The organism is Kribbella alba (assembly GCF_039529635.1).
In the GTDB taxonomy this organism is placed as follows: Bacteria; Actinomycetota; Actinomycetes; order Propionibacteriales; family Kribbellaceae; genus Kribbella; species Kribbella alba.
This window is the reverse complement of record NZ_BAAANE010000009.1, coordinates 273,946-295,441: the sequence shown is the minus strand read 5'-3', so window position 1 is coordinate 295,441 and position 21,496 is coordinate 273,946. Positions and strand designations below refer to the sequence as shown.

General features: G+C 68.8%; 20 protein-coding genes, 1 tRNA gene and 1 pseudogene. 14 read left to right on the top strand and 8 right to left on the bottom strand.

What is annotated here, in order from left to right; translation table 11 throughout:
* Positions 1-2: 2 nt before the first annotated feature.
* Positions 3-1,295 carry an L-seryl-tRNA(Sec) selenium transferase gene (gene selA, locus ABD210_RS26125; protein ID WP_344114749.1) on the bottom strand — a complete coding sequence of 431 codons (1,293 nt, stop codon included), beginning with the start codon at positions 1,293-1,295 and terminating at the stop codon, positions 3-5.
* A 20-nt stretch (positions 1,296-1,315) separates the two neighbouring features.
* Positions 1,316-1,410, bottom strand: a tRNA-Sec gene (locus ABD210_RS26120).
* Positions 1,411-1,542: 132 nt separating this feature from the next.
* On the opposite strand from ABD210_RS26120, the gene ABD210_RS32580 reads away from it, so the two are divergent.
* The 5 genes and pseudogenes from ABD210_RS32580 (at position 1,543) to selD (ending at position 7,520) form a co-directional block, all read left to right on the top strand.
* Positions 1,543-2,103, top strand: a complete 561-nt coding sequence (locus tag ABD210_RS32580; protein WP_486326948.1) for a hypothetical protein — start codon at positions 1,543-1,545, stop codon at positions 2,101-2,103.
* 12 nt (positions 2,104-2,115) lie between these two features.
* Positions 2,116-4,737: pseudogene (fdh, locus tag ABD210_RS26115) on the top strand (formate dehydrogenase); the annotation flags it as partial.
* Complete coding sequence (locus tag ABD210_RS26110) at positions 4,724-5,617, top strand: 4Fe-4S dicluster domain-containing protein (protein WP_344114747.1); 894 nt, start codon at positions 4,724-4,726, stop codon at positions 5,615-5,617. The pseudogene fdh and the gene ABD210_RS26110, both read left to right, overlap by 14 nt.
* On the top strand, positions 5,614-6,531 hold the full coding sequence (gene nrfD / locus ABD210_RS26105) for an NrfD/PsrC family molybdoenzyme membrane anchor subunit (protein WP_344114746.1): 918 nt from the start codon (positions 5,614-5,616) through the stop codon (positions 6,529-6,531). Before ABD210_RS26110 ends, nrfD begins: the two co-directional genes overlap by 4 nt.
* Positions 6,532-6,536: 5 nt before the next feature.
* Entirely contained in the window at positions 6,537-7,520 is a 984-nt protein-coding gene (gene selD, locus ABD210_RS26100; protein WP_425552745.1) for a selenide, water dikinase SelD, read from the top strand.
* On the opposite strand, the gene ABD210_RS26095 is transcribed toward selD, so the two are convergent.
* Positions 7,521-8,189, bottom strand: coding sequence for an LON peptidase substrate-binding domain-containing protein (locus tag ABD210_RS26095; protein WP_344114744.1), 669 nt, complete (start codon positions 8,187-8,189; stop codon positions 7,521-7,523).
* 139 nt (positions 8,190-8,328) lie between these two features.
* Between ABD210_RS26095 and hisD the strand changes: the two genes are divergently transcribed.
* The 5 genes from hisD to ABD210_RS26070 all read left to right on the top strand — a co-directional run bounded on the left by hisD (position 8,329) and on the right by ABD210_RS26070 (position 13,635).
* Positions 8,329-9,696, top strand: a complete 1,368-nt coding sequence (gene hisD, locus ABD210_RS26090; RefSeq protein ID WP_344114743.1) for a histidinol dehydrogenase — start codon at positions 8,329-8,331, stop codon at positions 9,694-9,696.
* Entirely contained in the window at positions 9,696-10,814 is a 1,119-nt protein-coding gene (locus tag ABD210_RS26085) for a histidinol-phosphate transaminase (protein WP_344114742.1), read from the top strand. The genes hisD and ABD210_RS26085 overlap by 1 nt, the downstream gene beginning before the upstream one ends.
* Before the next feature lie 76 nt (positions 10,815-10,890).
* Positions 10,891-11,490, top strand: coding sequence for an imidazoleglycerol-phosphate dehydratase HisB (hisB, locus tag ABD210_RS26080; RefSeq protein ID WP_344114741.1), 600 nt, complete (start codon positions 10,891-10,893; stop codon positions 11,488-11,490).
* Positions 11,487-12,140 carry an imidazole glycerol phosphate synthase subunit HisH gene (gene hisH / locus ABD210_RS26075; protein WP_344114740.1) on the top strand — a complete coding sequence of 218 codons (654 nt, stop codon included), beginning with the start codon at positions 11,487-11,489 and terminating at the stop codon, positions 12,138-12,140. The genes hisB and hisH overlap by 4 nt, the downstream gene beginning before the upstream one ends.
* An 88-nt stretch (positions 12,141-12,228) precedes the next feature.
* A complete protein-coding gene (locus ABD210_RS26070) occupies positions 12,229-13,635 on the top strand; it encodes an alkaline phosphatase PhoX (protein WP_344114739.1) in 1,407 nt (468 codons plus the stop codon).
* Between the two features lie 124 nt (positions 13,636-13,759).
* Here the strand turns inward: ABD210_RS26070 and ABD210_RS26065 are convergent, their stop codons facing one another.
* From ABD210_RS26065 to ABD210_RS26055, 3 genes are read right to left on the bottom strand one after another with little or no spacing between them, the layout of a single operon-like run.
* Positions 13,760-15,142 carry an ABC transporter substrate-binding protein gene (locus ABD210_RS26065; protein ID WP_344114738.1) on the bottom strand — a complete coding sequence of 461 codons (1,383 nt, stop codon included), beginning with the start codon at positions 15,140-15,142 and terminating at the stop codon, positions 13,760-13,762.
* Between the two features lie 11 nt (positions 15,143-15,153).
* Complete coding sequence (locus ABD210_RS26060; protein ID WP_344114737.1) at positions 15,154-16,107, bottom strand: carbohydrate ABC transporter permease; 954 nt, start codon at positions 16,105-16,107, stop codon at positions 15,154-15,156.
* Positions 16,108-16,118: 11 nt separating this feature from the next.
* Positions 16,119-17,039: a carbohydrate ABC transporter permease gene (locus tag ABD210_RS26055; RefSeq protein WP_344114736.1), complete on the bottom strand. Its 921-nt coding sequence runs from the start codon at positions 17,037-17,039 to the stop codon at positions 16,119-16,121.
* Positions 17,040-17,163: 124 nt separating this feature from the next.
* Here ABD210_RS26055 and ABD210_RS26050 point away from each other — a divergent pair, with 124 nt between their 5' ends.
* Positions 17,164-18,339, top strand: coding sequence for an ROK family transcriptional regulator (locus tag ABD210_RS26050; RefSeq protein WP_344114735.1), 1,176 nt, complete (start codon positions 17,164-17,166; stop codon positions 18,337-18,339).
* A 53-nt stretch (positions 18,340-18,392) separates the two neighbouring features.
* Here ABD210_RS26050 and ABD210_RS26045 read toward each other — a convergent pair whose 3' ends face one another.
* Positions 18,393-18,803, bottom strand: coding sequence for a ferritin-like domain-containing protein (locus tag ABD210_RS26045; RefSeq protein ID WP_344114734.1), 411 nt, complete (start codon positions 18,801-18,803; stop codon positions 18,393-18,395).
* Complete coding sequence (locus ABD210_RS26040; protein WP_344114733.1) at positions 18,800-19,354, bottom strand: cell division protein FtsK; 555 nt, start codon at positions 19,352-19,354, stop codon at positions 18,800-18,802. Before ABD210_RS26040 ends, ABD210_RS26045 begins: the two co-directional genes overlap by 4 nt.
* Before the next feature lie 133 nt (positions 19,355-19,487).
* Between ABD210_RS26040 and rimP the strand changes: the two genes are divergently transcribed.
* The 3 genes from rimP to ABD210_RS26025 are packed head-to-tail and all read left to right on the top strand — an operon-like array spanning position 19,488 to position 21,381.
* Positions 19,488-20,003 carry a ribosome maturation factor RimP gene (rimP, locus tag ABD210_RS26035; RefSeq protein ID WP_344114732.1) on the top strand — a complete coding sequence of 172 codons (516 nt, stop codon included), beginning with the start codon at positions 19,488-19,490 and terminating at the stop codon, positions 20,001-20,003.
* A 1-nt stretch (position 20,004) separates the two neighbouring features.
* Entirely contained in the window at positions 20,005-20,997 is a 993-nt protein-coding gene (gene nusA, locus ABD210_RS26030; protein WP_344114731.1) for a transcription termination factor NusA, read from the top strand.
* 45 nt (positions 20,998-21,042) lie between these two features.
* Positions 21,043-21,381: a YlxR family protein gene (locus ABD210_RS26025; protein ID WP_344114730.1), complete on the top strand. Its 339-nt coding sequence runs from the start codon at positions 21,043-21,045 to the stop codon at positions 21,379-21,381.
* Positions 21,382-21,496: the final 115 nt, after the last annotated feature.

Genomic DNA, 21,496 nt, shown 5'->3' with positions numbered 1-21,496 from the left:
AATCAGCCGTCCTTGGCGACCCGGCGTACCGCTTCGACGATGGCTTCGTCGAACTCCGCCGGTACGGCGATCAGGTCGAGGAGTAGCCGGCCGCGGACGACGTGACCGACGACGGCTGGATCGAGTTGCCGCAGGGGCGCGGCCAGATCGGCAGGCAGCGAGACCGCCGCACTTTCCAGAACGACGCCAGGTGCGCCACCGCCACCAACCGCCGCTTCAGACCTGACTGCAGAGGCGTCGTGCTCTGTGAGCGCCGAGGCGATCGCCGAGGCGCGCAGCAGCAGATCCTCGGGTCGGCTGGCGAGCGCCGCAGCCACGGGTGTCGGGGGACCGGTCAGCGTTGCTTCCAGTGCGGCCAGGGTTAGCTTGTCGACCCGCACCGCCCGGGCGAACGGGAATCGCCGCAGCCGGTCCACGAGGTCGCGGTCTCCGAGTAGCAAGCCGCACTGCGGGCCACCGAGCAACTTGTCGCCGGAAGCGGTGACCAGGCTCGCGCCGGCACGCAGTACGGTCGCGGCGTCGGGCTCGTCAGGCAGCCGGGGATGCGGTGCCAGCAAGCCGGAGCCCAGATCGACGATGACCGGCACCGGCAAGGTCGAGAGTTCGCTGATCGGCACGGACGAGGTGAAGCCTTCGACGCGGAAGTTCGACGGATGCACCTTGAGGACGAAGGCCGTCGACTCGTCGATGGCGTCGCTGTAGTCGCTAAGCCGGACCCGGTTCGTCGTACCGACTTCGCGCAGCGTTGCGCCCACAGATTCCAGCAACTCGGGGATCCGGAAGCCGTCGCCGATCTCTACTAGTTCGCCGCGGGCGACCACCACCGTGCGGCCCATAGCGAGGGCACAGGTGGCCAGGGCCAACGCGGCCGCGCCGTTGTTGACGACATGTACTTCGCCCGCGTCAGGCACCGCCGCTGCCAGCGCGGCCAGCGTCGCCGCACCTCTGCGTCCTCGCCGGCCGGTCGCCAGATCGAGCTCGACGTCGTTGGTTCCAGCTGCCACCTGCAACGCCTCACGGGCAGCATCGGAGAGCGGTGCACGGCCGAGATTGGTGTGGACCACGACCCCGGTCGCGTTGATCACCGGCCGGAGGGACGTCGGATACAGCGGTAGTGCGGCAAGTGCCACACCGACGACCTGGGAAGCATCGACCTCGCCGGTCCGGCAGCGCTCGAGGGCTGCCGTCACAGCACGCTTCACCACCGGGCGGCCCAGCCTGGTCACCGCCGCGGCGACCTGCGGGTCGGCGAGCACCTGGTCGGTCCGCGGCGTCGCCCGGCGCGGATCCTGCACGGACACCTCCTGCGAGCGTGTGGCGGAGGCGGACGGGAATCGAACCCGCCTGACCGGGATGCCCGGTCACAACGGCTTTGAAGACCGCGCCCATCACCAGACGAGGTACGCCTCCGCTGCTCATCGTAGAGGTCACCCTCGCCGCGCGACGTCAAGAACAGGCCGCGCGACGTTAAGAACAGGCTGCGTTGTGGTCAAGAACGCGGGGCGACGTGCGTGACGCCGCTTGATCGGTAAGACTGGGTGCATGGCGGTCGATCGGCTTCCATGGCCAGTGCTGCGGCAGCTCCGCGGCACGGATCGTCTTGGCCGGGGCAAGGCCGCACAGTCAAAGCGCAGCGCCGAACTCAAGGCGCGGACCGCTGACGCCGACCGGGTGGTCGGCTCGATCTGCCCGTACTGCGCGGTCGGCTGCGGCCAGCGGGTCTTCGTCAAGGACGAGCAGGTCATCCAGATCGAGGGCGATCCGGCCAGCCCGATTTCGCGCGGACGGTTGTGTCCCAAGGGCAGCGCGAGCAAACAGCTGGTCACCTCGTCGCTGCGGGAGACCCGGGTCAGGTACCGCAGGCCGTACGGCACCGAGTGGGAGGACCTCGACCTCGACACGGCGATGGAGATGATCGCCGCGCGGGTGCTGAAGACCCGCGAGCAGTTCTGGGAGTGGGACAAGGACGGCCGGCGGGTCCGCCGGACGATGGGCATCGCCAGTCTCGGAGGAGCGACCCTCGACAACGAGGAGAACTACCTCATGAAGAAGCTGTACACGGCGATGGGCGCGATCCAGATCGAGAACCAGGCCCGTATTTGACACTCCTCCACGGTTCCCGGTCTGGGGACCTCGTTCGGGCGCGGCGGCGCCACCGGGTTCCAGCAGGACCTGGCCAACGCAGACGTGATCCTGATCGAGGGTTCGAACATGGCCGAGTGCCACCCGGTCGGCTTCCAGTGGGTGATGGAGGCGAAGCAACGGGGTGCCACCGTGATCCATGTCGACCCGCGGTTCACCAGGACCTCGGCGGTGTCCGACCTGCACGTCCCGATCCGGGCCGGTACGGACATCGTGTTCCTCGGCGCGCTGGTCAACCACGTGCTCAGCAACGAGCTGGATTTCCGCGAGTACGTCGTCAACTACACCAACGCGGCCTCGATCATCACCGAGGAGTTCCGCGACACCGACGACCTCGACGGGTTGTTCTCCGGCTTCGACCCGGAGAAGGGCTCGTACGACCCGGCGTCGTGGCAGTACGAGGGCGCCGAGCGGGGTGACCGCGACAATCATCAGCGCCACGAGGCTGCGCGGTCGGAGACGCACGGCTCGGGCGGTCCGGCGGTCGAGTCAAAGGGCCTCCGCGACGAGACACTGCAGCATCCGCGGTGCGTCTACCAGATCCTGAAGCGGCATTTCGCCCGTTACACCCCCGAGCACGTCCAAGAGGTCTGCGGCATCTCACCGGCAAAGTTCCGCGCGGTCGCCGACGCGATGACCCGCAACAGCGGCCGTGACCGCACCGGCGCGATCGTGTACGCCGTCGGCTGGACGCAGCACACCACCGGCGCGCAGAACATCAGGACAGCGTCGATCCTGCAGCTCCTGCTCGGCAACATCGGCCGGCCCGGTGGCGGCATCATGGCCTTGCGCGGCCACGCCAGCATCCAGGGTTCGACCGATCTCCCGACGCTGTTCAACCTGCTGCCGGGATACCTGCCGATGCCACACGCCGACCAGCATCAGAACCTCGCCGAGTACATCGCGGAGGACGTCGGCAAGGCCGGGTTCTGGGGCAACATGAAGTCCTACACGGTCAGCCTGCTCAAGTCCTGGTGGGGCGACGCCGCGACCGAGGCCAACGACTACTGCTTCGACTATCTGCCCAGACTCACCGGCCACCACTCGACGTACGAGACCGTGGTGGGGCAGCTCGAAGGCCGGGTGAAGGGCTACTTCCTCGTCGGGGAGAACCCGGCCGTGGGGACGACGAACGGCAGGATGCAGCGCTTCGGGCTGGCGAACCTGGACTGGCTGGTGGTCCGCGACCTGACCATGATCGAGTCCGCGACGTTCTGGAAGGACGGGCCCGAGATCGAGACGGGCGAGGTGAGCCCGGAGACGATCGGCACCGAGGTGTTCTTCATGCCGGCTGCCGCGCATACGGAGAAGAGCGGCTCGTTCACCAACACCCAGCGGATGCTGCAGTGGCACCACAAGGCGGTTGAACCGCCCGGCGACGCCCGCAGCGACCTGCAGTTCTACTACGAGCTCGGCCGTCGGCTGCAGGCCAAGCTGGCCGGCTCCAGCGACGAGCGGGACCGGCCGCTGCTCGACCTCACCTGGGACTACCCGGAGGAAGGTCCGCTGCGCGAGCCCAGCGCAGACGCAGTACTGCGTGAGATCAGCGGTACCAAGGACGACCAGGCGCTGTCGGCGTATACCCAGCTGAAGGACGACGGCAGCACTCGGTCCGGGTGCTGGATCTACTGCGGGGTGTACGCCGACGAGGTCAACCAGGCGGCTCGGCGCAAGCCCGGCAGCGAGCAGTCCTGGGTGGCGCCGGAGTGGGGCTGGGCCTGGCCGGCCAACCGGCGGATCCTCTACAACCGCGCCTCCGCCGATCCGGACGGGCGGCCGTGGAGTGAGCGAAAGGCCTACGTCTGGTGGGATCCGGACCAGGGGAAGTGGACCGGTCACGACGTGCCCGACTTCATCCCCGACCGCGCGCCGGACCATGTGCCGGCGGACGACGCGAAGGGCCCGGATGCGATCGGTGGGCGGGACCCGTTCATCATGCAGACAGACGGGAAGGGCTGGCTGTTCGTACCGGTCGGGCTGGCGGACGGGCCGATGCCCGCGTTCTACGAGCCGCCCGAGTCGCCGGTGCGCAACCCGATGTACGGCCAGCAGAACAACCCGGCGCTGGTCAACGTCGACCACCCGACGAACCCGATGAACCCGTCGCTCAGCGAGGTGTTCCCGTTCGTGTTCACCAGCTACCGGCTGACCGAGCACCACACCGCCGGCGGCATGAGCCGCACACTGCCGTACCTGTCCGAGCTGCAGCCGGAGATGTTCTGCGAGGTGTCGTCACGACTCGCGCGTGATCGCGGGCTGGTCAACGGAGGCTGGGCAACGATCGTCACCAGTAGGACCGCGATCGAGGCGCGCGTGCTGGTCACCGATCGGATCCCGTCGTTGCGGGTGGCCGGTCAGGTGGTCGAGCAGGTCGGCCTGCCGTACCACTGGGGCGGCAACGGATTGAGCACCGGCGACTCGATGAACGACCTGGTCAACGCCAGCCTGGACCCGAACGTGTACATCCAGGACAAGGTGGGCACCTGCGACGTGCAGCCGGGTCGGCGCCCGCGCGGTCCAGACCTGCTCGCGTACGTCGAGGAGTACCGTCAACGTGCGGGGATGGACGGAGGGAGCGGCGATGGCTCTGGCTGACCGGTTGTTCGGACCGTTGTCGGACGTGACCGCCGACGCTGGGTACGAAGAGCACCCGCCGCGGATGGGCTTCTTCACCGACACCTCGATCTGCATCGGCTGCAAGGCCTGCGAGGTCGCCTGCAAGGAATGGAACGAGGTTCCCGAGGACGGCCTGAACTTCACCGGGACGTCGTACGACAACACCGTCGCCCTGAGCGCCGACACCTGGCGGCACGTCGCGTTCGTGGAGAAACCGGCCGCTCCCGAGAAGCCGACCACGACCGTCGATCTGGGACTGCCGCGGATCGGACCGCCTGAGGATCAGGACACTGGCATCGAGTGGCTGATGTCTTCGGACGTCTGCAAGCACTGCACGCACGCCGCGTGCCTGGACGTCTGCCCGACAGGCGCGCTGTTCCGCACCGAGTTCGGGACAGTCGTCGTGCAGCCCGACGTCTGCAACGGCTGCGGCTACTGCATTCCCGCCTGCCCGTACGGCGTGATCGGCCAGCGCAAGGGTGATGGCCGCGCATTCAAGTGCACGATGTGCTACGACCGGCTCAAGGTCGGGGAGGAACCCGCCTGCGCGAAGGCGTGCCCGACCGACTCCATCCAGTTCGGGCCCCTCGACGAGCTTCGGGAGCGGGCCGACAACCGGCTCGCCGACCTCCACGAGCAGGGCGTCGACGCGGCCCGCCTGTACGGGGCCGACCCGAACGACGGGGTGGGTGGCGACGGCGCGTTCTTCCTGCTGCTCGACGAACCGGAGGTCTACGGCCTGCCGCCGGACCCGGTGGTCACCACTCGCGACCTCGGCTCGATGTGGAAGCACGCCGGCGCGGCGGCGGGTGCACTGGCCGGGATGGCCCTGGCGTCGTTCCTGGGGAGGCGCCGGTGAAGGAACGCCGGATGGTGCCGGAGCCGGAGTTCACCTCGTACTACGGACGGCCGATCCTCAAGGAGCCGACCTGGAAGCAGCCGGACGTCCCGCTCTACTTGTTCCTCGGCGGCATGGCCGGCGCTTCGGCATTGCTGGCCGAAGGTGCCGAGCTGAGCGGTCGGCCGGCCCTGGTGCGGGTGGCCAGGGTGGCCGCGGCCGCTGGCTCGGGTGCGGGTTCCGCCCTCCTGGTGCATGACCTTGGCCGACCAGCGCGCTTCCTGAACATGCTTCGGGTGTTCAAGGTGACTTCACCGCTGTCCGTCGGGTCCTGGATCCTCGCGCCCTTCAGCGGTTTGGCCGGTGCGGCCGCGGCCTCGGAAGTCACCGGACGGCTACCGATCATCGGTCGCCTGGCAGGCCTGGGAGCCGGAGCCCTCGGACCGGCGCTCGCCACCTACACGGCCGTGTTGCTTGCCGATACCTCTGTGCCGGCCTGGCACGAGGCACACCGCGAACTGCCGTTCGTCTTCGCCGGCAGTGGCGCCGCCGCGGCCGGTGGCCTCGCGATGGTGGCGACCCCCTTGGACGAGGCCGGCCCAGGTCGGCGGATGGCGATGGTCGGGGGTGTGGTCGAGTTGGCCGCGACCGAAGCGATGCTGCGGCGGATCGGCCTGCATGCTGAGGTCTACCAGAAGGGTCGTCCTGGAGTGTTGCTCAAGGTAGCCCGGGCTCTGACAGCGGTCGGCGTGGCGCTGACTCCGTTCGGCCGGCGGTCGCGGCTCATCTCGACCGTGGCGGGTGCTTCCTACCTCGGCGGATCCGTGCTGACCCGCTTCGGAGTGTTCCAGGCAGGGCTGGCCTCGGCCCGCGACCCGAAGTACGTCGTCGTACCGCAGAAGGACCGAGTGTCGCGCAAGGAGAGCAGCTCGTGACGGGTGTGGAAGCCGCGGTCCGCCTCACGCAGTACGCGGCCGGTGGCGGGTGCGCGTGCAAGATCCCGCCTGGCGAGCTGGAGCGGATCGTCGGCGGCCTGCCCGCGGGCCGGGCCACAGGGGATCTGCTGGTTGGCGTCGAGCACGGTGACGACGCGGCTGTGGTGCGGATCGATGGAGATCGTGCGGTGGTCGCGACTGCCGACTTCTTCACTCCGGTTGTGGACGACGCCTACGACTGGGGGCGGATCGCCGCGACCAATGCGCTGTCCGACGTCTACGCGATGGGCGGCGATGCGCTGGTGGCGGTCAATCTGCTCTCCTGGCCGCGAGACAGGATCCCGTTCGAGCTGGCCGGCGAAGTACTTCGTGGCGGGGCCGACGTCTGCGCCGCGGCTGCGACCCACTTGGCAGGCGGCCACAGCATCGACGACCCGGAGCCGAAGTATGGCTTGGCGGTGACCGGGCTGGTTAACCCTGATCGGCTGCTGCGCAACGACTGCGGCCGCGCCGGTGTGCCGCTCACGCTGACCAAGCCGCTCGGGCTCGGCGTCCTCAACAACAGGCACAAGGCGACCGGCGAGGTGTTCGAGCAGGCGGTCGCGACGATGACCACCTTGAACCGTGACGCCTCCCACGCGGCGGTCGCCGCCGGTGCGGTCTGTGCGACCGACATCACCGGGTTCGGGCTGCTCGGTCACCTGCTCAAGCTGGTCCGCGCCAGCGGCGTCGGCGCTGTCATCGACGCTTCCGCGGTTCCCTATCTGGACGGGGCGCGGCAGGCACTGACCGCAGGCTTCGTCCCTGGCGGCAGCCGCCGCAATCTCGACTGGGTCCGGGACTCGCTGACCGCCTCCGTGTCCGAGGACGAACTGCTCCTGCTCGCTGACGCCCAGACCTCTGGCGGCCTGCTCGTCGCCGGCGAACTCCCGGGCCACCCGGTCATCGGCGAATTGGTCGCCGGCCCGCCCGGGATTGTCGTCCGCTGATCAGTTGGGGGACATCTCGGACCAGGGGAGGTCCGTGGCGGGGAGGGACGGAAGAGCCGCGATGGCGGCCAGTTCGCTGTCGAGGAGCCCGACCAGGGTCGCCAGGCGGGTGGTGGTGTCGCTCGCCTCGAGGAGCTTCTGGCGATCCGGCGTCATCAGGGTCATGGCGGCCGAGATCAGGTAGGACAGCGTGCCCGGTTCGTCCGGCAGGCCGCCGATGTGCAGGCCCGGCTGGCTGATCTCGGTGATGGCGGCCGCGTAGCGACGAAAGCGCTGGACCGCCACGGTCGCAGTACCGAGCGGGTCGTCGCCGGGCTCCTCGGTCAGCCATTCGACGTCGGCGATCAGGTAGTCGCCGCCGCTGTCGAGCTCGGCGACCTTGAAGCGGCGATTGCCGGTCAGCGTGACCTCGACCGGGCCGTCGTCGCCTGCCTCCAGGGTGATCTCGGAGATCGTCGCCGCGCAGCCGGTGCCGTAGAGGGAGCGGAACACCCGGTCACCGAGTTCATACCCGTCACGGACCGCGACCGCGCCGCAGACCAGCTCGCCGCCGTTCTCGACCAGGTCCCTGATCACCGACCGGCCCTGAACGTCGGTCACGGGGACGGGGAGCACCAGCCCGGGGAAGATCACCGTGTCCACGGTGAGGAGAGGCAGGCGGGAGTCCATGCGGTCGAGCGTAGTGCCAACGACCCCCAGCACCGCCCCAGGCCGCGGATCCGGGCCACCGCCCCGCCGTACGCCGGGGCCGGTCCGCGCAGCAGACGGCGCGCGGGGGAGCCGGAGGGCGCCCACTAGACTGAGCACCATGATTCGCCGCGTCGACCTGCGGGGCCGAGTGGCGGCCGGAGAGGTGCTCGACCTGCAAGCCCTCCAAGCCCTCGTCCCCCGAGCCGTGTTCGACGTCGAGAAGGCTCTCGACGTCGTCCGACCGATCTGCCTGGACGTCCGTCATCGGGGTCTCGAGGCGATCAGGGAGTACGGCGAGCAGTTCGACCATGTCCGGGTGGATGACCTGAGGGTCCCCGCCGAGGCGCTCAAGACCGCCCTCGAGCAGCTCGACCCCGAGGTGCGCAGTGCCTTCGAGGAGTCGATCCGCCGGGTTCGTGAGGTCAGCGAGGACGAGCGCGGCGCCGACGTCGTCTCCCAACCCGCTCCGGGTGGCCGGGTCACACAGCGGCTGGTCCCGGTGCAGCGCGTCGGGTTGTACGTGCCGGGTGGGCGGGCTCCGCTCGCGTCCAGCGTGGTGATGAACGTCGTACCGGCACAGGTGGCTGGTGTCCCGTCGCTGGCGGTCGCGTCGCCTCCGCAGCGACCGGGGCGGTGGGGTGGGGAAGGAAGTGAGCCGGCGTTCGGCGGGTTGCCGCACCCGACGGTGCTGGCGGTCTGCGCGATGCTCGGGATCGAAGAGGTGTACGCGATGGGCGGCGCTCAGGCGATCGCCGGGTTCGCGTACGGGTTCGAGGGCTGCCGCAAGGTCAACCTGATCACCGGTCCGGGCAACATCTACGTGGTCGCGGCCAAACGCCTGCTCAAGGGCGAGGTCGGCATCGACTCCGAGGCCGGCCCGACCGAGATCGCAGTACTGGCGGACGACACGGCCGACGCCGTGCACGTGGCGGCCGATCTGATCAGCCAGGCCGAGCACGACCCGATGGCCGCCAGCGTCCTGGTGACTCCGAGCGAGACCCTGGCCCAGTCGGTGGAGAAGGAACTGGCGCTGCAGGTCGCGCAGACGAAGCACCGCGAGCGGGTCGAGGAAGCACTCGGCGGCCAGCAGTCGGCCGTAGTACTGGTCGATGATCTGGACCAAGGCACCGCCGTGGTGGATGCGTATGCGGCCGAGCACCTGGAGATCCAGACGGCCGATGCCGAGGAGCGGGCCGGGCTGATCAACAACGCCGGCGCGATCTTCGTCGGCGGCTGGTCCCCGGTGTCGCTGGGCGACTACTGCGCAGGGTCGAACCACGTCCTCCCCACGGCCGGTTGCGCGTGCCACTCGTCCGGTCTTTCGGTGCGGAGCTTCCTCAAGGCCGTGCACGTCGTCAACTACTCCCGCGAAGCCCTGCAGGACGTCGCCGGGCATGTGGTCGCGCTCGCGAACGCCGAGGACCTGCCCGCGCACGGCGCTGCGGTCTCGGTCCGATTCCCCGAGGCCGCAAAGGACGAAGGCTGATGGGCCGCTTCGACGGGCTGCCGATCCGCGAGGAGCTGAAGAGCTTCGAACCGTACGGCGCGCCGCAGCTCGACGTCCCCGTGCTGCTCAACGTCAACGAGAACCCGTATCCGCCGAGCGAGGAGACCGTCTCGGACATCGCGGCCTCGGTGACCCAGGCCGCGCGCGGGCTGAACCGCTACCCGGACAGGGAATTCCTCGACCTCCGAGCCGACCTCGCCGCGTATCTCGGCCGCGAGTCGGGTGCTCGGCTGACGGCCGAGCAGGTGTGGGCGGCGAACGGCTCCAACGAGGTGATGCTGCACCTGCTGCAGGCCTTCGGGGGACCAGGCCGTACTGCGCTGTCGTTCGCGCCGACGTATTCCATGTATCCGGAGTACGCGCGCGACACGAACACAGGCTGGGTGGTCGGGCGTCGCTCCGAGGACTTCACCCTCGACCAGAGCAAGGCGCTGGCCGCGATCTCCCGGCACCGGCCGTCCGTAGTACTGCTCGCGTCTCCCAACAACCCGACCGGTACTGCGCTGCCGATCGAACTGGTCGAGGCGGTTGCCGCCCGGACCGCGGCGATCGGGTCGGTGCTGGTGGTGGACGAGGCGTACGCCGAATTCCGCCGCGCAGGAACGCCGAGTGCCGTGACCCTGCTGCCGTCGTACAACAATCTGGCAGTCGCACGGACGATGTCGAAGGCGTTCGCGCTGGCCGGCGGGCGCGTCGGTTATCTTGCCGCGAGCAAGCAGTTGGTGGACGCGCTGCGGATCGTGCGGTTGCCGTACCACTTGTCGGCCGTGACGCAGGCCGTCGCCCGGGCGGCGCTGCGGCACAGCGACGAGTTGCTGGGCCGGGTCGAGCAGTTGCGGCTGGAGCGCGACGAGACCGTCGACTGGCTGCGGGCACAGGGTCTGCGCGCAGTCGACTCCGACGCGAACTTCGTCCTGTTCGGCACCTTCGCGGACCGGCACGCGGTCTGGCAGTCGCTGCTGGACGACGGTGTGCTGATCCGCGAGACCGGGCCGGACGGCTGGCTGCGGGTATCGATCGGCACCAGCGCCGAGATGGCCGCTTTCCGTGCTTCGCTGGAGAAGGTCCTCAAGACAGACATCGGAAGGCAATCATGAGTGAGCGAAGCGAGCTCAGCAGACAACACCGTGCAGCTTGTGCCTCAGGTGCGCCCGGAGCGAAGCGAGGACGCGCATGAGCAGGAGTGCCCGGATCGATCGGGAGACGAGCGAATCGAAGGTTCTCGTCGAGCTGGATCTCGACGGCAGCGGTCGGGCCGACATCTCCACCGGCGTCGGCTTCTACGACCACATGCTGAACGCGCTGGCCAAGCACGCGCTGCTCGACCTGCACGTGAACACGGTCGGCGATCTGGAGATCGACGCGCACCACACGGTCGAGGACACCGCGATCGGCCTCGGCCAGGCGCTCCGCGAGGCACTGGGCGACAAGCGCGGCATCAGGCGCTTCGGTGACGCGACCGTGCCGCTGGACGAGGCGCTCGTGCACTGCACCGTCGACCTCTCCGGCCGCCCGTACTGCGTGCACACGGGCGAGCCCGACGGTCAGGTCTACGCGATCATCGGCGGCGACTACGCCGGATCCCTCACCCAGCACGTGTTCGAGACGCTGGCGTTCAATGCGGCGATCTGCATCCACATCCGGGTGCTCTCGGGTCGCGACCCGCACCACATCGTGGAGGCGCAGTTCAAGGCGTTCGCGCGGGCCTTGCGGGCCGCGGCCGAGCTGGATCCTCGGCAGCCGGGGATCCCGTCGACCAAGGGCGCTCTGTGACCAAGAAGGTCGTCCTGCTCGACTACGGATCCGGCAACATCCGCTCCGGTGAGCGCGCGCTGCAGCGAGTCGGCGCCGACGTCACCGTCACGGCGGACTTCGACGAGGCGCTGAATTCCGACGGGCTGCTGGTTCCCGGCGTCGGCGCGTTCGAGGCCTGTATGACGGGACTGCGCGGCGTGCGCGGCGACGTACTGGTGGATCGGCGGCTCGCGGCCGGCCGGCCGGTGCTCGGGATCTGTGTGGGCATGCAGATCCTGTTCGCCCGGGGGATCGAGCACGGTGTCGAGACCGAGGGCTGCGAGCAGTGGCCAGGTGTCGTCGAGCGGCTCCAGCCGCAGCAGGGCGAGCCGGTCCCGCACATGGGCTGGAACACGGTCGACGTCTCGTCCGGGAGCACGCTCTTCGACGGGATCGAGAAGGAACGGTTCTACTTCGTCCACTCCTACGGCGTGCGCGAGTGGGAGCTCACCGGCACACGCGAGTCGGTGACCCCGGCGGTGACCCCGGCGGTGACCTGGTCGACCTACGGCGGCGACCGATTCGTGGCAGCGGTCGAGAACGGCCCGTTAGCTGCGACCCAGTTCCACCCCGAGAAGTCCGGCGACGCAGGCGCCGAACTCCTGGCCAACTGGGTCCGCTCATTGTGAGTTTCTGACACTCGTTCTCTTGCTGTTGGGCGGTTGTTTACCGTACGTTCACTGGCGACCACTGCTTGTGCAGACAAGGAGACCGCCCGTGTCCGTCGAACCGCAGTCGAATCCCCTGTCCAGGCGTCAGTTCGTCGCCCGCGCGGCCGCCGCAGGTGTTGCCGTGACTGTGGCCGGATCGGTGGAGGCGTTGTTCGCCTCCCAGCCCGCGCTGGGTACGTCCGGCCCGAAGGTCGGCTACGGCCCGCTGATCCCGGACCCGAACGGCATGCTCGATCTGCCGCACGGGTTCAGCTACAAGATCCTGTCCCGCGAGGGGACCGACCGGCTCGACGGCGGCAAGGTGCCGAGCCGGTTCGACGGGATGGGCACGTTCGCCGACCGCAACGGCGGCAGCCGCCTGGTCCGCAACCACGAATGCAGCCCGACCGCGGCGATCCCGGTCAAGGCGCCCGCCAACCGGACCTACGACCCGGCGGCCGCGGGCGGTACCAGCACCATCGTGGTGGACCAGCACAACAACCTCACCGGCGAATACATCAGCATCGGCGGGACGGCGATCAACTGCTCGGGCGGTCCCTCGCCGTGGCGCACCTGGCTCACCTGCGAGGAGACCGAGCTCAAGGCCGGCCAGAGCGGCTACACCAAGGACCACGGCTTCATCTTCGAGGTCGACCCGTACGACGACCGGCGCAATGTGGATCCGACGCCGCTGAAGGCGATGGGCCGGTTCCAGCACGAGGCGGTCGCGATCGACCCGCACACCGGCATCGTCTACGAGACCGAGGACGCGTTCGTCGCGCCGCTGGGAAGCTTCTACCGGTTCCTGCCGAACCGCCCTCGGGGTGGCTGGGGGAGTCTGCGCGCCGGCGGCGAACTGCAGGCGATCCGAGTGCCCGGCCTGCCCGACCTGTCCGTGGTCCAAGAGGCCGGTGCGACCTTCGGCGGTGTCGAGTGGGTGAAGGTGCCGGACCCCCTGGCCATCACCGAGTCGGTCCGCGCGCAGGATTACGCCAAGCAGATCACCGGCGGCTACAAGATCGAGGGCGCCTGGTGGGGTCCCAGCGACCGCTGCGTGTACTTCGTCTCGTCGTTCGCGCGGACCGAGCTCGGCCCGGCCCAGGACCACGACGGCCAGGTCTGGAAGTACGACCCGCGCCGCAAGACCTTGCGGCTCGAGGTGATCTTCACCAGGCCTGCGCCCGGGTCGGACAACCCGGAGTACGACGCCCCCGACAACATCACCATGTCGCCGTACGGGGGCCTGATGATGTGCGAGGACGGCCTCGGCGACCAGCACATGCTCGGCACCACCGAGGACGGCCAGGTCTTCAAGTTCGCCAAGAACCGGGTCAACAACGGCACGCCGGACAAGCCCGAGTACGGCGAGTTGGCCGGCGTCGGCTTCTCCGCGGACGGCCGGACGATGTTCTTCAACATCTACAGCCCAGGCATCACCTTCGCGGTCAGCGGCCCGTGGCGCCGCCGCCGCTGAGCTGTCGATGAGCCGTCACTAGGCCGTCCTTGGGCCTGTCACTGGACCGTCGTCGGACCGGGCCGGGTGGACTCCCCTCGTGGACCACCCGGCCCGGCGCCTGAGTGGGCGGCTGGCCGCGCCCCTATTGGGCGACCTTGAAGAGCTCGTTGAGCTGTCCGTTCAGCTTCGTCAGCGACGTCGTCGGCGAACTGCCGATGTAGACGGCGTCCATCCGGGGAGCCATCAGGGCCGCGATGTCGGCGGCGTTCGTCGTCACCGGGAAGAGGAACGTCGTCTTCTGCTCGACCTGCTGGGTGAACGGCGTGACGTCGAGCTTGCGCTCGTTCTTGTTGTAGGCGATCGCGAGGTCGGTGCCAGCCGGCCGTGCCGGGAAGACCACCCCGGACTGGCCGATGATGTTCTGGCACTCCGCACCGGACAGGTACTTCACCCATTTCGCCGCGCTCTCGGGCTGCTTCGACAAGGTCGTGACCGAGTCGGCCAGGCCGTTGAACATCGAGGCCCGCTTGCCGGTAGGACCGATCGGGGTGGGCGCGATCCCGATGTCGAGCTTCTTGCCGCCGGCATCGGTCAGCTTGCTGAAGGTGGAGATCATCCACGAGCCGCTGAGGCCCATCGCCGCGGTCCCGGACTGGATCTGCTTGTCCGTGCCGATCGCGTTCGCGCCGCCGATCTCCTCGTAGCTGGGCATGTAGCCCTTCTGCACAAGGCCGAAGTACCAGCTCAGGGTGTCCTGCAGTTCCGGCCGGTCGAGGTTGAACCGGGTGCCCCAGGGGTTCTTGTCGGTGGCCTGCCAGCCCGCACTGCCGGTGAACGCCGACCACTGCGTCTGGCCCCAGCCGCCGCCGCCCGAGCCCTCGGAGGCGAGCCCGTGCGTCTTGACGTTCTTCTTGTCGAAGCCGGGCTCATCGCCATGAACACCTTTGGCGTCGATGGTCAGATGCGCGACGAGCTTCTCGAACGTCCCGCCGTCCTGGGGGTTCCAGTTGAGGTTCTGCAGCTGGGCGGGATCCACGCCGGCCTTCTTCAGGGCCGCGCCGTCGTAGAAGATGGCGATCGTGTCCCAGTCCTTCGGGGCGCCGTACCGCTTGCCGTCCTGGCCCTTCCACAGTTGCGCCAGACCCTGCTGGTAGTCACCGTCCTTGATGTCGCTGGTCGGGCCGAGGTCGTCGAGCGGACGGAGCACCTTGAGGTCGACGTACTGGGCGAACTTGGCCAGGTGGTCGGTGAAGACGTCCGGCGCGGTGTCGGCGATGAAGCCCGCGGTGAGCTTGGACCAGTAGGCGTCCCAGCCGTACTGCGAGATGTGGATCCGCAGGCCGGGATTGGCCTTCTCGAAGGCGTCGGCGCACTTCTGGTAGCCCGGCTGCTGCGCCGAGTCCCACAGCCAGTACTCGATGGTGCCATTGGCGCTGCCGCCGCCGGCACCACCACAGGCGGTCAACGCGCTCACAGTGAGCAGGGCGACCGCGGCGGTGCGGATCCGTTGCCGGAAGGTGGTCATGATGGGCCTCCTCACTTGATCCCGCTGAAACCGATGGAGTTGACGATGCGCTTGGCGAAGAGCATGAACAGCAGCAGCATCGGCAGCGCGGCGACGAGCGTGGCCGCCATCAGACCGGACCAGTCGGGGCCGGTCTGCGGGGTCTGCGACTTGAACACCCCGAGTGCGACGGTGAGGACGCGCGACTTGTCGGTGTAGCTCACCATCAGCGCCCAGAAGTACTCGTTCCAGGCGGCGATGTAGGTGAGGATCGCCAGGGTCGTGATCGGGGCCACCGACATCGGCAGGATGAGCCGGAAGAACACCCTGACCTTGGAGGCGCCGTCCATCAGTGCGGCCTCCTCGACCTCGCGGGAGATGCCGAGGAAGAACTGCCGCAGGAAGAACACCGCGAACGGGGTCATGAACATGGTCGGCAGCGCGATCCCGAGCAGGGTGTCCACCAGGCCGAGTTGCTTGATCAGCACGAAGTTCGGCAGCAGCGTGAAGATCGCGGGGATCATCAGGCCGGCCAGGAAGAAGGCGAAGACCCGCTCGCGGTGCTTCCACTGCAGCCGGGCGAACGCGTAGGCGGCCATGGCCGAGAAGAACACCTGGCCGGCGGTGATCAGCGTGGCGACGACGACGGAGTTGAACAGGTAACGCCAGAAGTTGATCGCCTGCCCGGCGCCGCCGGCGTCGATCGCCTCCTGCCCGGTCTGCAGGCCGAAGACCCGCTCGAAGCCGCCCCACGAGGTCTGCACCGGGAGCAGGCTTTTCGACCCCGCGTACAGGGCGTTGTTACTGGACAGCGCGGTGCGCAACATCCAGTAGAACGGGAACAGGCTGACGAGGATCACCAGGATCATGAAGGTCCAGGCCAGGACGCGGCCGAAGTTCAGTTGGTGTGGCTCGGTGGGAGTGGAATCGCGCCGTACGGCGACGGGAGCGGCGGTCGCGACCGTCGGAGTGGTGTCGGTGGTCATGGTGTCCCTCCTCAGGCCAGGTCGGAGGTCTCGGCCCGGGTGAGCCGGTACTGGATGAAGGTGACGATCACCAGGACGGCGAGCAGAGCGACCGACATGGCCGACGCGTAGCCGAACTGGAAGCGCCCGAACGCGACGTCGTAGATGTAGAACTGCAGCACCCGCGAGGAGTCGACCGGCCCGCCCTTGGTCGCGATGGCCACCGTGTCGAAGACCTGGAACGAGCCGACCACGGTGATGATCAGGACCAGCGACAGGATCGGGCGCAGCAGCGGGACCGTGATGCTGCGGAACATGCGCACCTCGCTCGCGCCGTCGATCCGGCCCGCCTCGTAGACGCTCTCGGGGATCGTCTGCAGGCCGGCGAAGATCAGCAGTGCGGTGTAGCCCACGTGCCGCCAGACGTTGATGAAGGCGATCGTCGGGATGACCCAGGCGTCCGACGACAGGAACGGGATCCGGTCGATGCCGACGGCGGCCAGGATCGTGTTGCCGATGCCCAACTGGTAGTCGAGGATCCAGAGGAAGACCATGGCGGCCACCACGTTCGAGACCAGGAACGGGGTGAGGACGATGCCGCGCAACCAGGTCCGCTGGGTCAGCCGCTGCATCATCACCGCGATGACCAGGGCCAGGACGGTCTGGAACCCGATGTTCAGCACCACGTAGTAGAGCGTCACCTTCAGCGCGTTCCAGAACACCGGGTCGTTGACCATCCGGATGTAGTTGTCCAGGCCGTTGAACTCCGGCGGAGTCAGCAGGTTGAACTTGGTGAAGCTGAGGTAGATCCCGCGCAGGGTCGGCCAGACCATGAAGACTCCGAAGCCGATCAGGGCGGGGAGGATGAACAGCAGCGCCAGGCGCGTGTCGTCGCGCGGACCCTTGCGCGCGGGACCGGCTTTCACCGGTCCGATCGAGGTCGTGGTGGCCATCGTCTCTCCCTCCCGGCGTGGTGATCGCACGGGTTGCTCGGAAGCCGGGTATTTGCAGTCAGATTGAAAATAATCCAAGCTGAAGAGTGTGACAAGGGTCACTTTGTAAACTGGACGGATGGTCATGGGTGACACGTCTGAGCGGTCGGCGATCCAGCGGGGACTGACCTCGGCGGAGCTCGCTGTGACCCGCCAGCTGCTGATCCACGGGCCGGCGACCCGGGGTGATCTGGGGGATCGGCTGCACGTGTCCTACGCGTCGATGTCCCGGCTGGCCCGGGCCCTCATCGGCGGTGGTATCGCGTCCGAGGACCTCGAGTCGGGCGCCGCGATCGGCCGGCCGCGGCAGATCCTGGCCGCGGTGCCCAGCGCCCGCCACGTCGTCGGCGTCAAGCTCACCTCGGACACCGCGTACGGCGTCGTCTGCAACATGTTCGGCGACGTCAAGGCGACCACCAGGGCGGCGTTGCCTCAGGCCCGCGAAGACGGCCTGGTGCCGGTCGCGCCCACGGTGAAGGTCATCATGCAGGTGGCCAACCGGCTAGCCCGGAAGGTGCCCAGCCTGGACGGAATCGGCGTGGCCGTCGGAGGCGTCGTGGCGGAGCGATCGATCGTTCGGGAGGGGACGTTCCTCGGTTGGCGTGACGTCGACCTGGCCGGCCCGTTGCGGGATCGGACCGATCTCCCGGTCATCGTCACCAACGACGTCACAGCCCTGGCCCGCGAGCAACTGTGGTTCGGCGCCGGCCGCACCCATGCGACCTTCGGCGTCATGACCGTCGGCGCGGGTCTCGGCGTGGGGGTCGTCCGGGAGGGGATCGTGGTCGAGCAACTCATCGACAACGGTCACCTGCTGGCCCACTCGCCGATCGACAGCAGCGGGCCCAAGTGCGGCCTCGGCCACAGCGGGTGCGCGGCGGCCTACCTCAACCGGGAGGACATCGAACGCCACGCCTCGGCGGCCGCCGGAAGTCCCGTCACCTTCGACGACCTCGTCCGGGCCGGCGCCTTCGGCGACAAGGAGGCCGCCCGCTGGCTGGACGACGCCGCCCGGGCGCTCGGACAGGTCGTCGCCTCGTTCGCCGGCGCCCTCCAGACGACCTGCATCGTGTTGGCCGGCGAGGATGTGGACGTCTTCACCGAGTCGGAGTCTCTGCACGAGGTGATCGCGGATCGCCTTCGGCCGGGTCCGCTGGAGACGCAGCGGTGCACGCTCGACCTCATCACCACGCCCCTGACCTTCGCCGACTGGGCCCGCGGCGCCGCCGTCGCGGGCATCCAGAACGTCCTCGGCGCCTGAACGGACAACCGCCGGCAGGATCGACCGCGCGGCGGAACTGGACCAGCCAGCAGTCAGGCGCTGCCGGGGAAGGCCGTGGGCGTGCCGCCCCAGCCGAGCTGGGCCTGGGCGGTGGCGATCAGCGCCTGGACAGCGAAGGTGCGGACCTTGTCCTGCTCGGCCGACTCCACCAGGTCCCCGTAGACCGCGGCCAGCCGGCGCTCGATCAACAAGATCAGCGCACTGGCCGTCGCGGTGTTCGTCACCGCCTGCGGAAGGTCGTACGCCGGTTCGGCCGCCACCGGGGTCTCGCCTGCGTCGACGAGGAGATCGGCGAGCTGGTCCCGCCGTTTGCGGTGCTGCTCATAGGCGGTGGTCGCCGCCCTGAACTGGGCGCCGCTGAGTTTGCCGCCGGCCACACCCACGCCGTACAGCGCGGCGTGTTCGCCGGCGATCGCCGCCTGGAGGGCATCCTTCTCGGTCACCGGGCGGCCCGCTTCTTGGTCAGGGAGGCCGCGAGCTGGCTCTCGGCGGCAGCCACCATCGCGAGCAGCCGGGCGGGCTCACCCGAGACCTTCCCAGCGGCGGTGGCGTGGGCTACGGACAGCTGCTGCTCGCGGCCGGCGAGATCGGCCAGCGCGGCGGCGGCGGTCTTGGGCAGGGGTGGAAGCTTGCCCGGCTGGGGCGGCTCGGATCCGCCGAGTTCCTTGAGCTTGGTGACGTGGGTCGCGTGGAAGCTCACGCCATTGGCGAGCTGCGGGCGGAGCGCCGGGAACGCCTGGCCGACAGCGCTGTAGCGAAGGGCCAGCTGCTCGACCTGGGTGGCCGCTGTCGTCAGAGCCGCGACCACCGCCGGGTCGCTGCTCGGCGGGGGCTGGGAGCCGCCACCCGGGCCCTCGGTGGCCCCCGGCGTACCGGACCGGTCGGGTTCGTCCTGGCAGCCGGTCGCCAGGATCGGAACGGCCGCGGCGCCGGCGGCGAGGGCAGCAGTCCTCAGGGCGGTTCGGCGCGACAGGCGGCGCGGAGGGTTCGGCACGGCCGAAACCCTATCCCGGCGCGGGCGCGTGACAGGATCCTCCCGCGGGCCGGATATGGTGGGCTACTGCCCTCGGTCGGATTGCCGGGTGGCTGCAACGGGTGCACAACTGGAGAGAGAGGCAGGTCTACCTGTGAGCCGAAGGACTGACCACACGGACCCCGAGAGCCTCGAAAACTTCCTGCGGCCGATCGTCGAGCAGTTCGGCTGCGACCTGGAGGCCGCGGACGTCTCGCCGGCCGGCAAGCGGCGGCTGCTGCGCGTGCTGGTGGACCGCGACGGCGGCTTCAGCCTGGATGACGTCGCCGAGGTGACCCGGGCGATTTCCAAGGCCCTGGACGCGGACGACGTGATGGGCGACGGCGCCTACACGCTGGAGGTCTCCAGCCCGGGCGTGGACCGCCCGTTGACCCTGCCGCGGCACTGGCGCCGCAACGTGACCCGGCTGGTCGAGGTCACGCTGGCGGCCGGTGGCAAGGTGACGGGCCGGATCAAGGTCGCCTCGGACGAGGCTGTCGAGCTGGACGTCAAGGGCAGGCCTCGCACGATCGCGTACGCCGACGTGGTGAAGGCCAAGATCCAGATCGAGTTCAACCGGGCTGCCGGCAACGACGAACCTGCCGCTGACGGCACGGTGGAGGAGAACTGAGATGGACATCGACATGGCCGTCCTGCGGTCCCTGGAACGCGAGAAGGACATCGCCTTCGAGGTGGTGGTGGAGGCGATCGAGCAGGCCCTGCTGGTCGCCTACCACCGTACCGAGGGAGCGCAACAGCACGCCCGCGCCGAGCTGGACCGCAAGAGCGGGCACGTGACCGTGTTCGCCCGCGAGCTCAACGAGGACGGCACGCTGGCCCGCGAGTACGACGACACGCCGGCCGACTTCGGCCGGATCGCGGCCACCACGGCCAAGCAGGTCATCCTGCAGCGGCTGCGCGACGCCGAGGACGAGGTGCGGTACGGCGAGTTCTCCGGCAAGGAGGGCGACATCGTCTCCGGCGTCGTCCAGCAGGGTCGCGACCCGCGCTCGGTGATGGTCGACCTCGGCAAGATCGAGGCGGTGCTGCCGGCCCCGGAGCAGGTGCCGGGGGAGAAGTACGAGCACGGTTCGCGCCTGCGGGTCTACGTGGTCGGCGTACGGAAGGGCTTCAAGGGCCCGCAGATCACCGTGTCCCGGACCCACCCGAACCTGGTGAAGAAGCTGTTCGCGCTCGAAGTACCGGAGATCGCCGACGGCACGGTGGAGATCACCGCGATCGCCCGCGAGGCCGGGCACCGGACCAAGATCGCGGTCCGGACCCTGAACCCGTCCGTGAACGGCAAGGGCGCCTGTATCGGCCCGATGGGCCAGCGCGTGCGCAACATCATGCACGAGCTGCACGGCGAGAAGATCGACATCATCGACCACAGCGACGACCCGGCCACCTTCGTCGGGAATGCGCTGTCGCCCGCACAGGTTTCCTCGGTAGAGGTCGTCGACGCTGCGGCACGCGCCGCGCGGGTCGTCGTCCCCGACTATCAGCTGTCGCTGGCGATCGGCAAGGAAGGGCAGAATGCCCGCCTGGCCGCACGGCTGACAGGCTGGCGGATCGACATCCGGCCGGATACGGATGTGACTCGTGGGGACGAGAAGGTAGACTGATCTCTCGGTCGGTCGACTGAGTCGTCACCACACCCTGAGGATCACGTGACAGTGACTGCAGACGCGCGCCCTGGGCTGAGTAATTCTCACCGGGCAAGGGAGCGCACCTGTATCGGGTGTCGGAAGCGGGACAGTCCGTCCGACCTGCTGCGGATGACGGTTTCCGGAGGACTTGTCCTCCCGGATCCCGATCATCGGGCACCCGGCCGCGGGGCGCATCTGCACCCGGTGACCGAGTGTCTCGACCTCGCCGAGCGACGTAAGGCGTTTCCGCGGGCCTTCAAGGTCCCGGGCCCGCTTGACGTCTCACCCGTGCGGGAGCACGTTGAGCAGCAGGAGTACAGCACCACAAGTGCGGCCGCCCGGCCGCCCGCAGCGGTCTAGACGGACCGTCGCGACGACATGAAGGCGGGTCATCGACTCATGACCACTCGATGAGTGTCGAACGATGAGTGCAATGCGATGAGCATGTACGTCAACTAACGGTCCGCGCCCAAGG

What these genes read in the sequence shown, in the direction of transcription:
- nusA (WP_344114731.1), top strand. Translation starts at nt 20,005, where the DNA reads ATGGACATCGACATGGCCGTCCTGCGGTCCCTGGAACGCGAGAAGGAC.
- ABD210_RS32580 (WP_486326948.1), top strand. Translation starts at nt 1,543, where the DNA reads ATGGCGGTCGATCGGCTTCCATGGCCAGTGCTGCGGCAGCTCCGCGGC.
- hisB (WP_344114741.1), top strand. Translation starts at nt 10,891, where the DNA reads ATGAGCAGGAGTGCCCGGATCGATCGGGAGACGAGCGAATCGAAGGTT.
- ABD210_RS26055 (WP_344114736.1), bottom strand. Translation starts at nt 17,039, where the DNA reads ATGGCCACCACGACCTCGATCGGACCGGTGAAAGCCGGTCCCGCGCGC.
- ABD210_RS26085 (WP_344114742.1), top strand. Translation starts at nt 9,696, where the DNA reads ATGGGCCGCTTCGACGGGCTGCCGATCCGCGAGGAGCTGAAGAGCTTC.
- ABD210_RS26095 (WP_344114744.1), bottom strand. Translation starts at nt 8,189, where the DNA reads ATGGACTCCCGCCTGCCTCTCCTCACCGTGGACACGGTGATCTTCCCC.
- ABD210_RS26065 (WP_344114738.1), bottom strand. Translation starts at nt 15,142, where the DNA reads ATGACCACCTTCCGGCAACGGATCCGCACCGCCGCGGTCGCCCTGCTC.
- ABD210_RS26060 (WP_344114737.1), bottom strand. Translation starts at nt 16,107, where the DNA reads ATGACCACCGACACCACTCCGACGGTCGCGACCGCCGCTCCCGTCGCC.
- hisD (WP_344114743.1), top strand. Translation starts at nt 8,329, where the DNA reads ATGATTCGCCGCGTCGACCTGCGGGGCCGAGTGGCGGCCGGAGAGGTG.
- ABD210_RS26110 (WP_344114747.1), top strand. Translation starts at nt 4,724, where the DNA reads ATGGCTCTGGCTGACCGGTTGTTCGGACCGTTGTCGGACGTGACCGCC.
- ABD210_RS26050 (WP_344114735.1), top strand. Translation starts at nt 17,164, where the DNA reads ATGGGTGACACGTCTGAGCGGTCGGCGATCCAGCGGGGACTGACCTCG.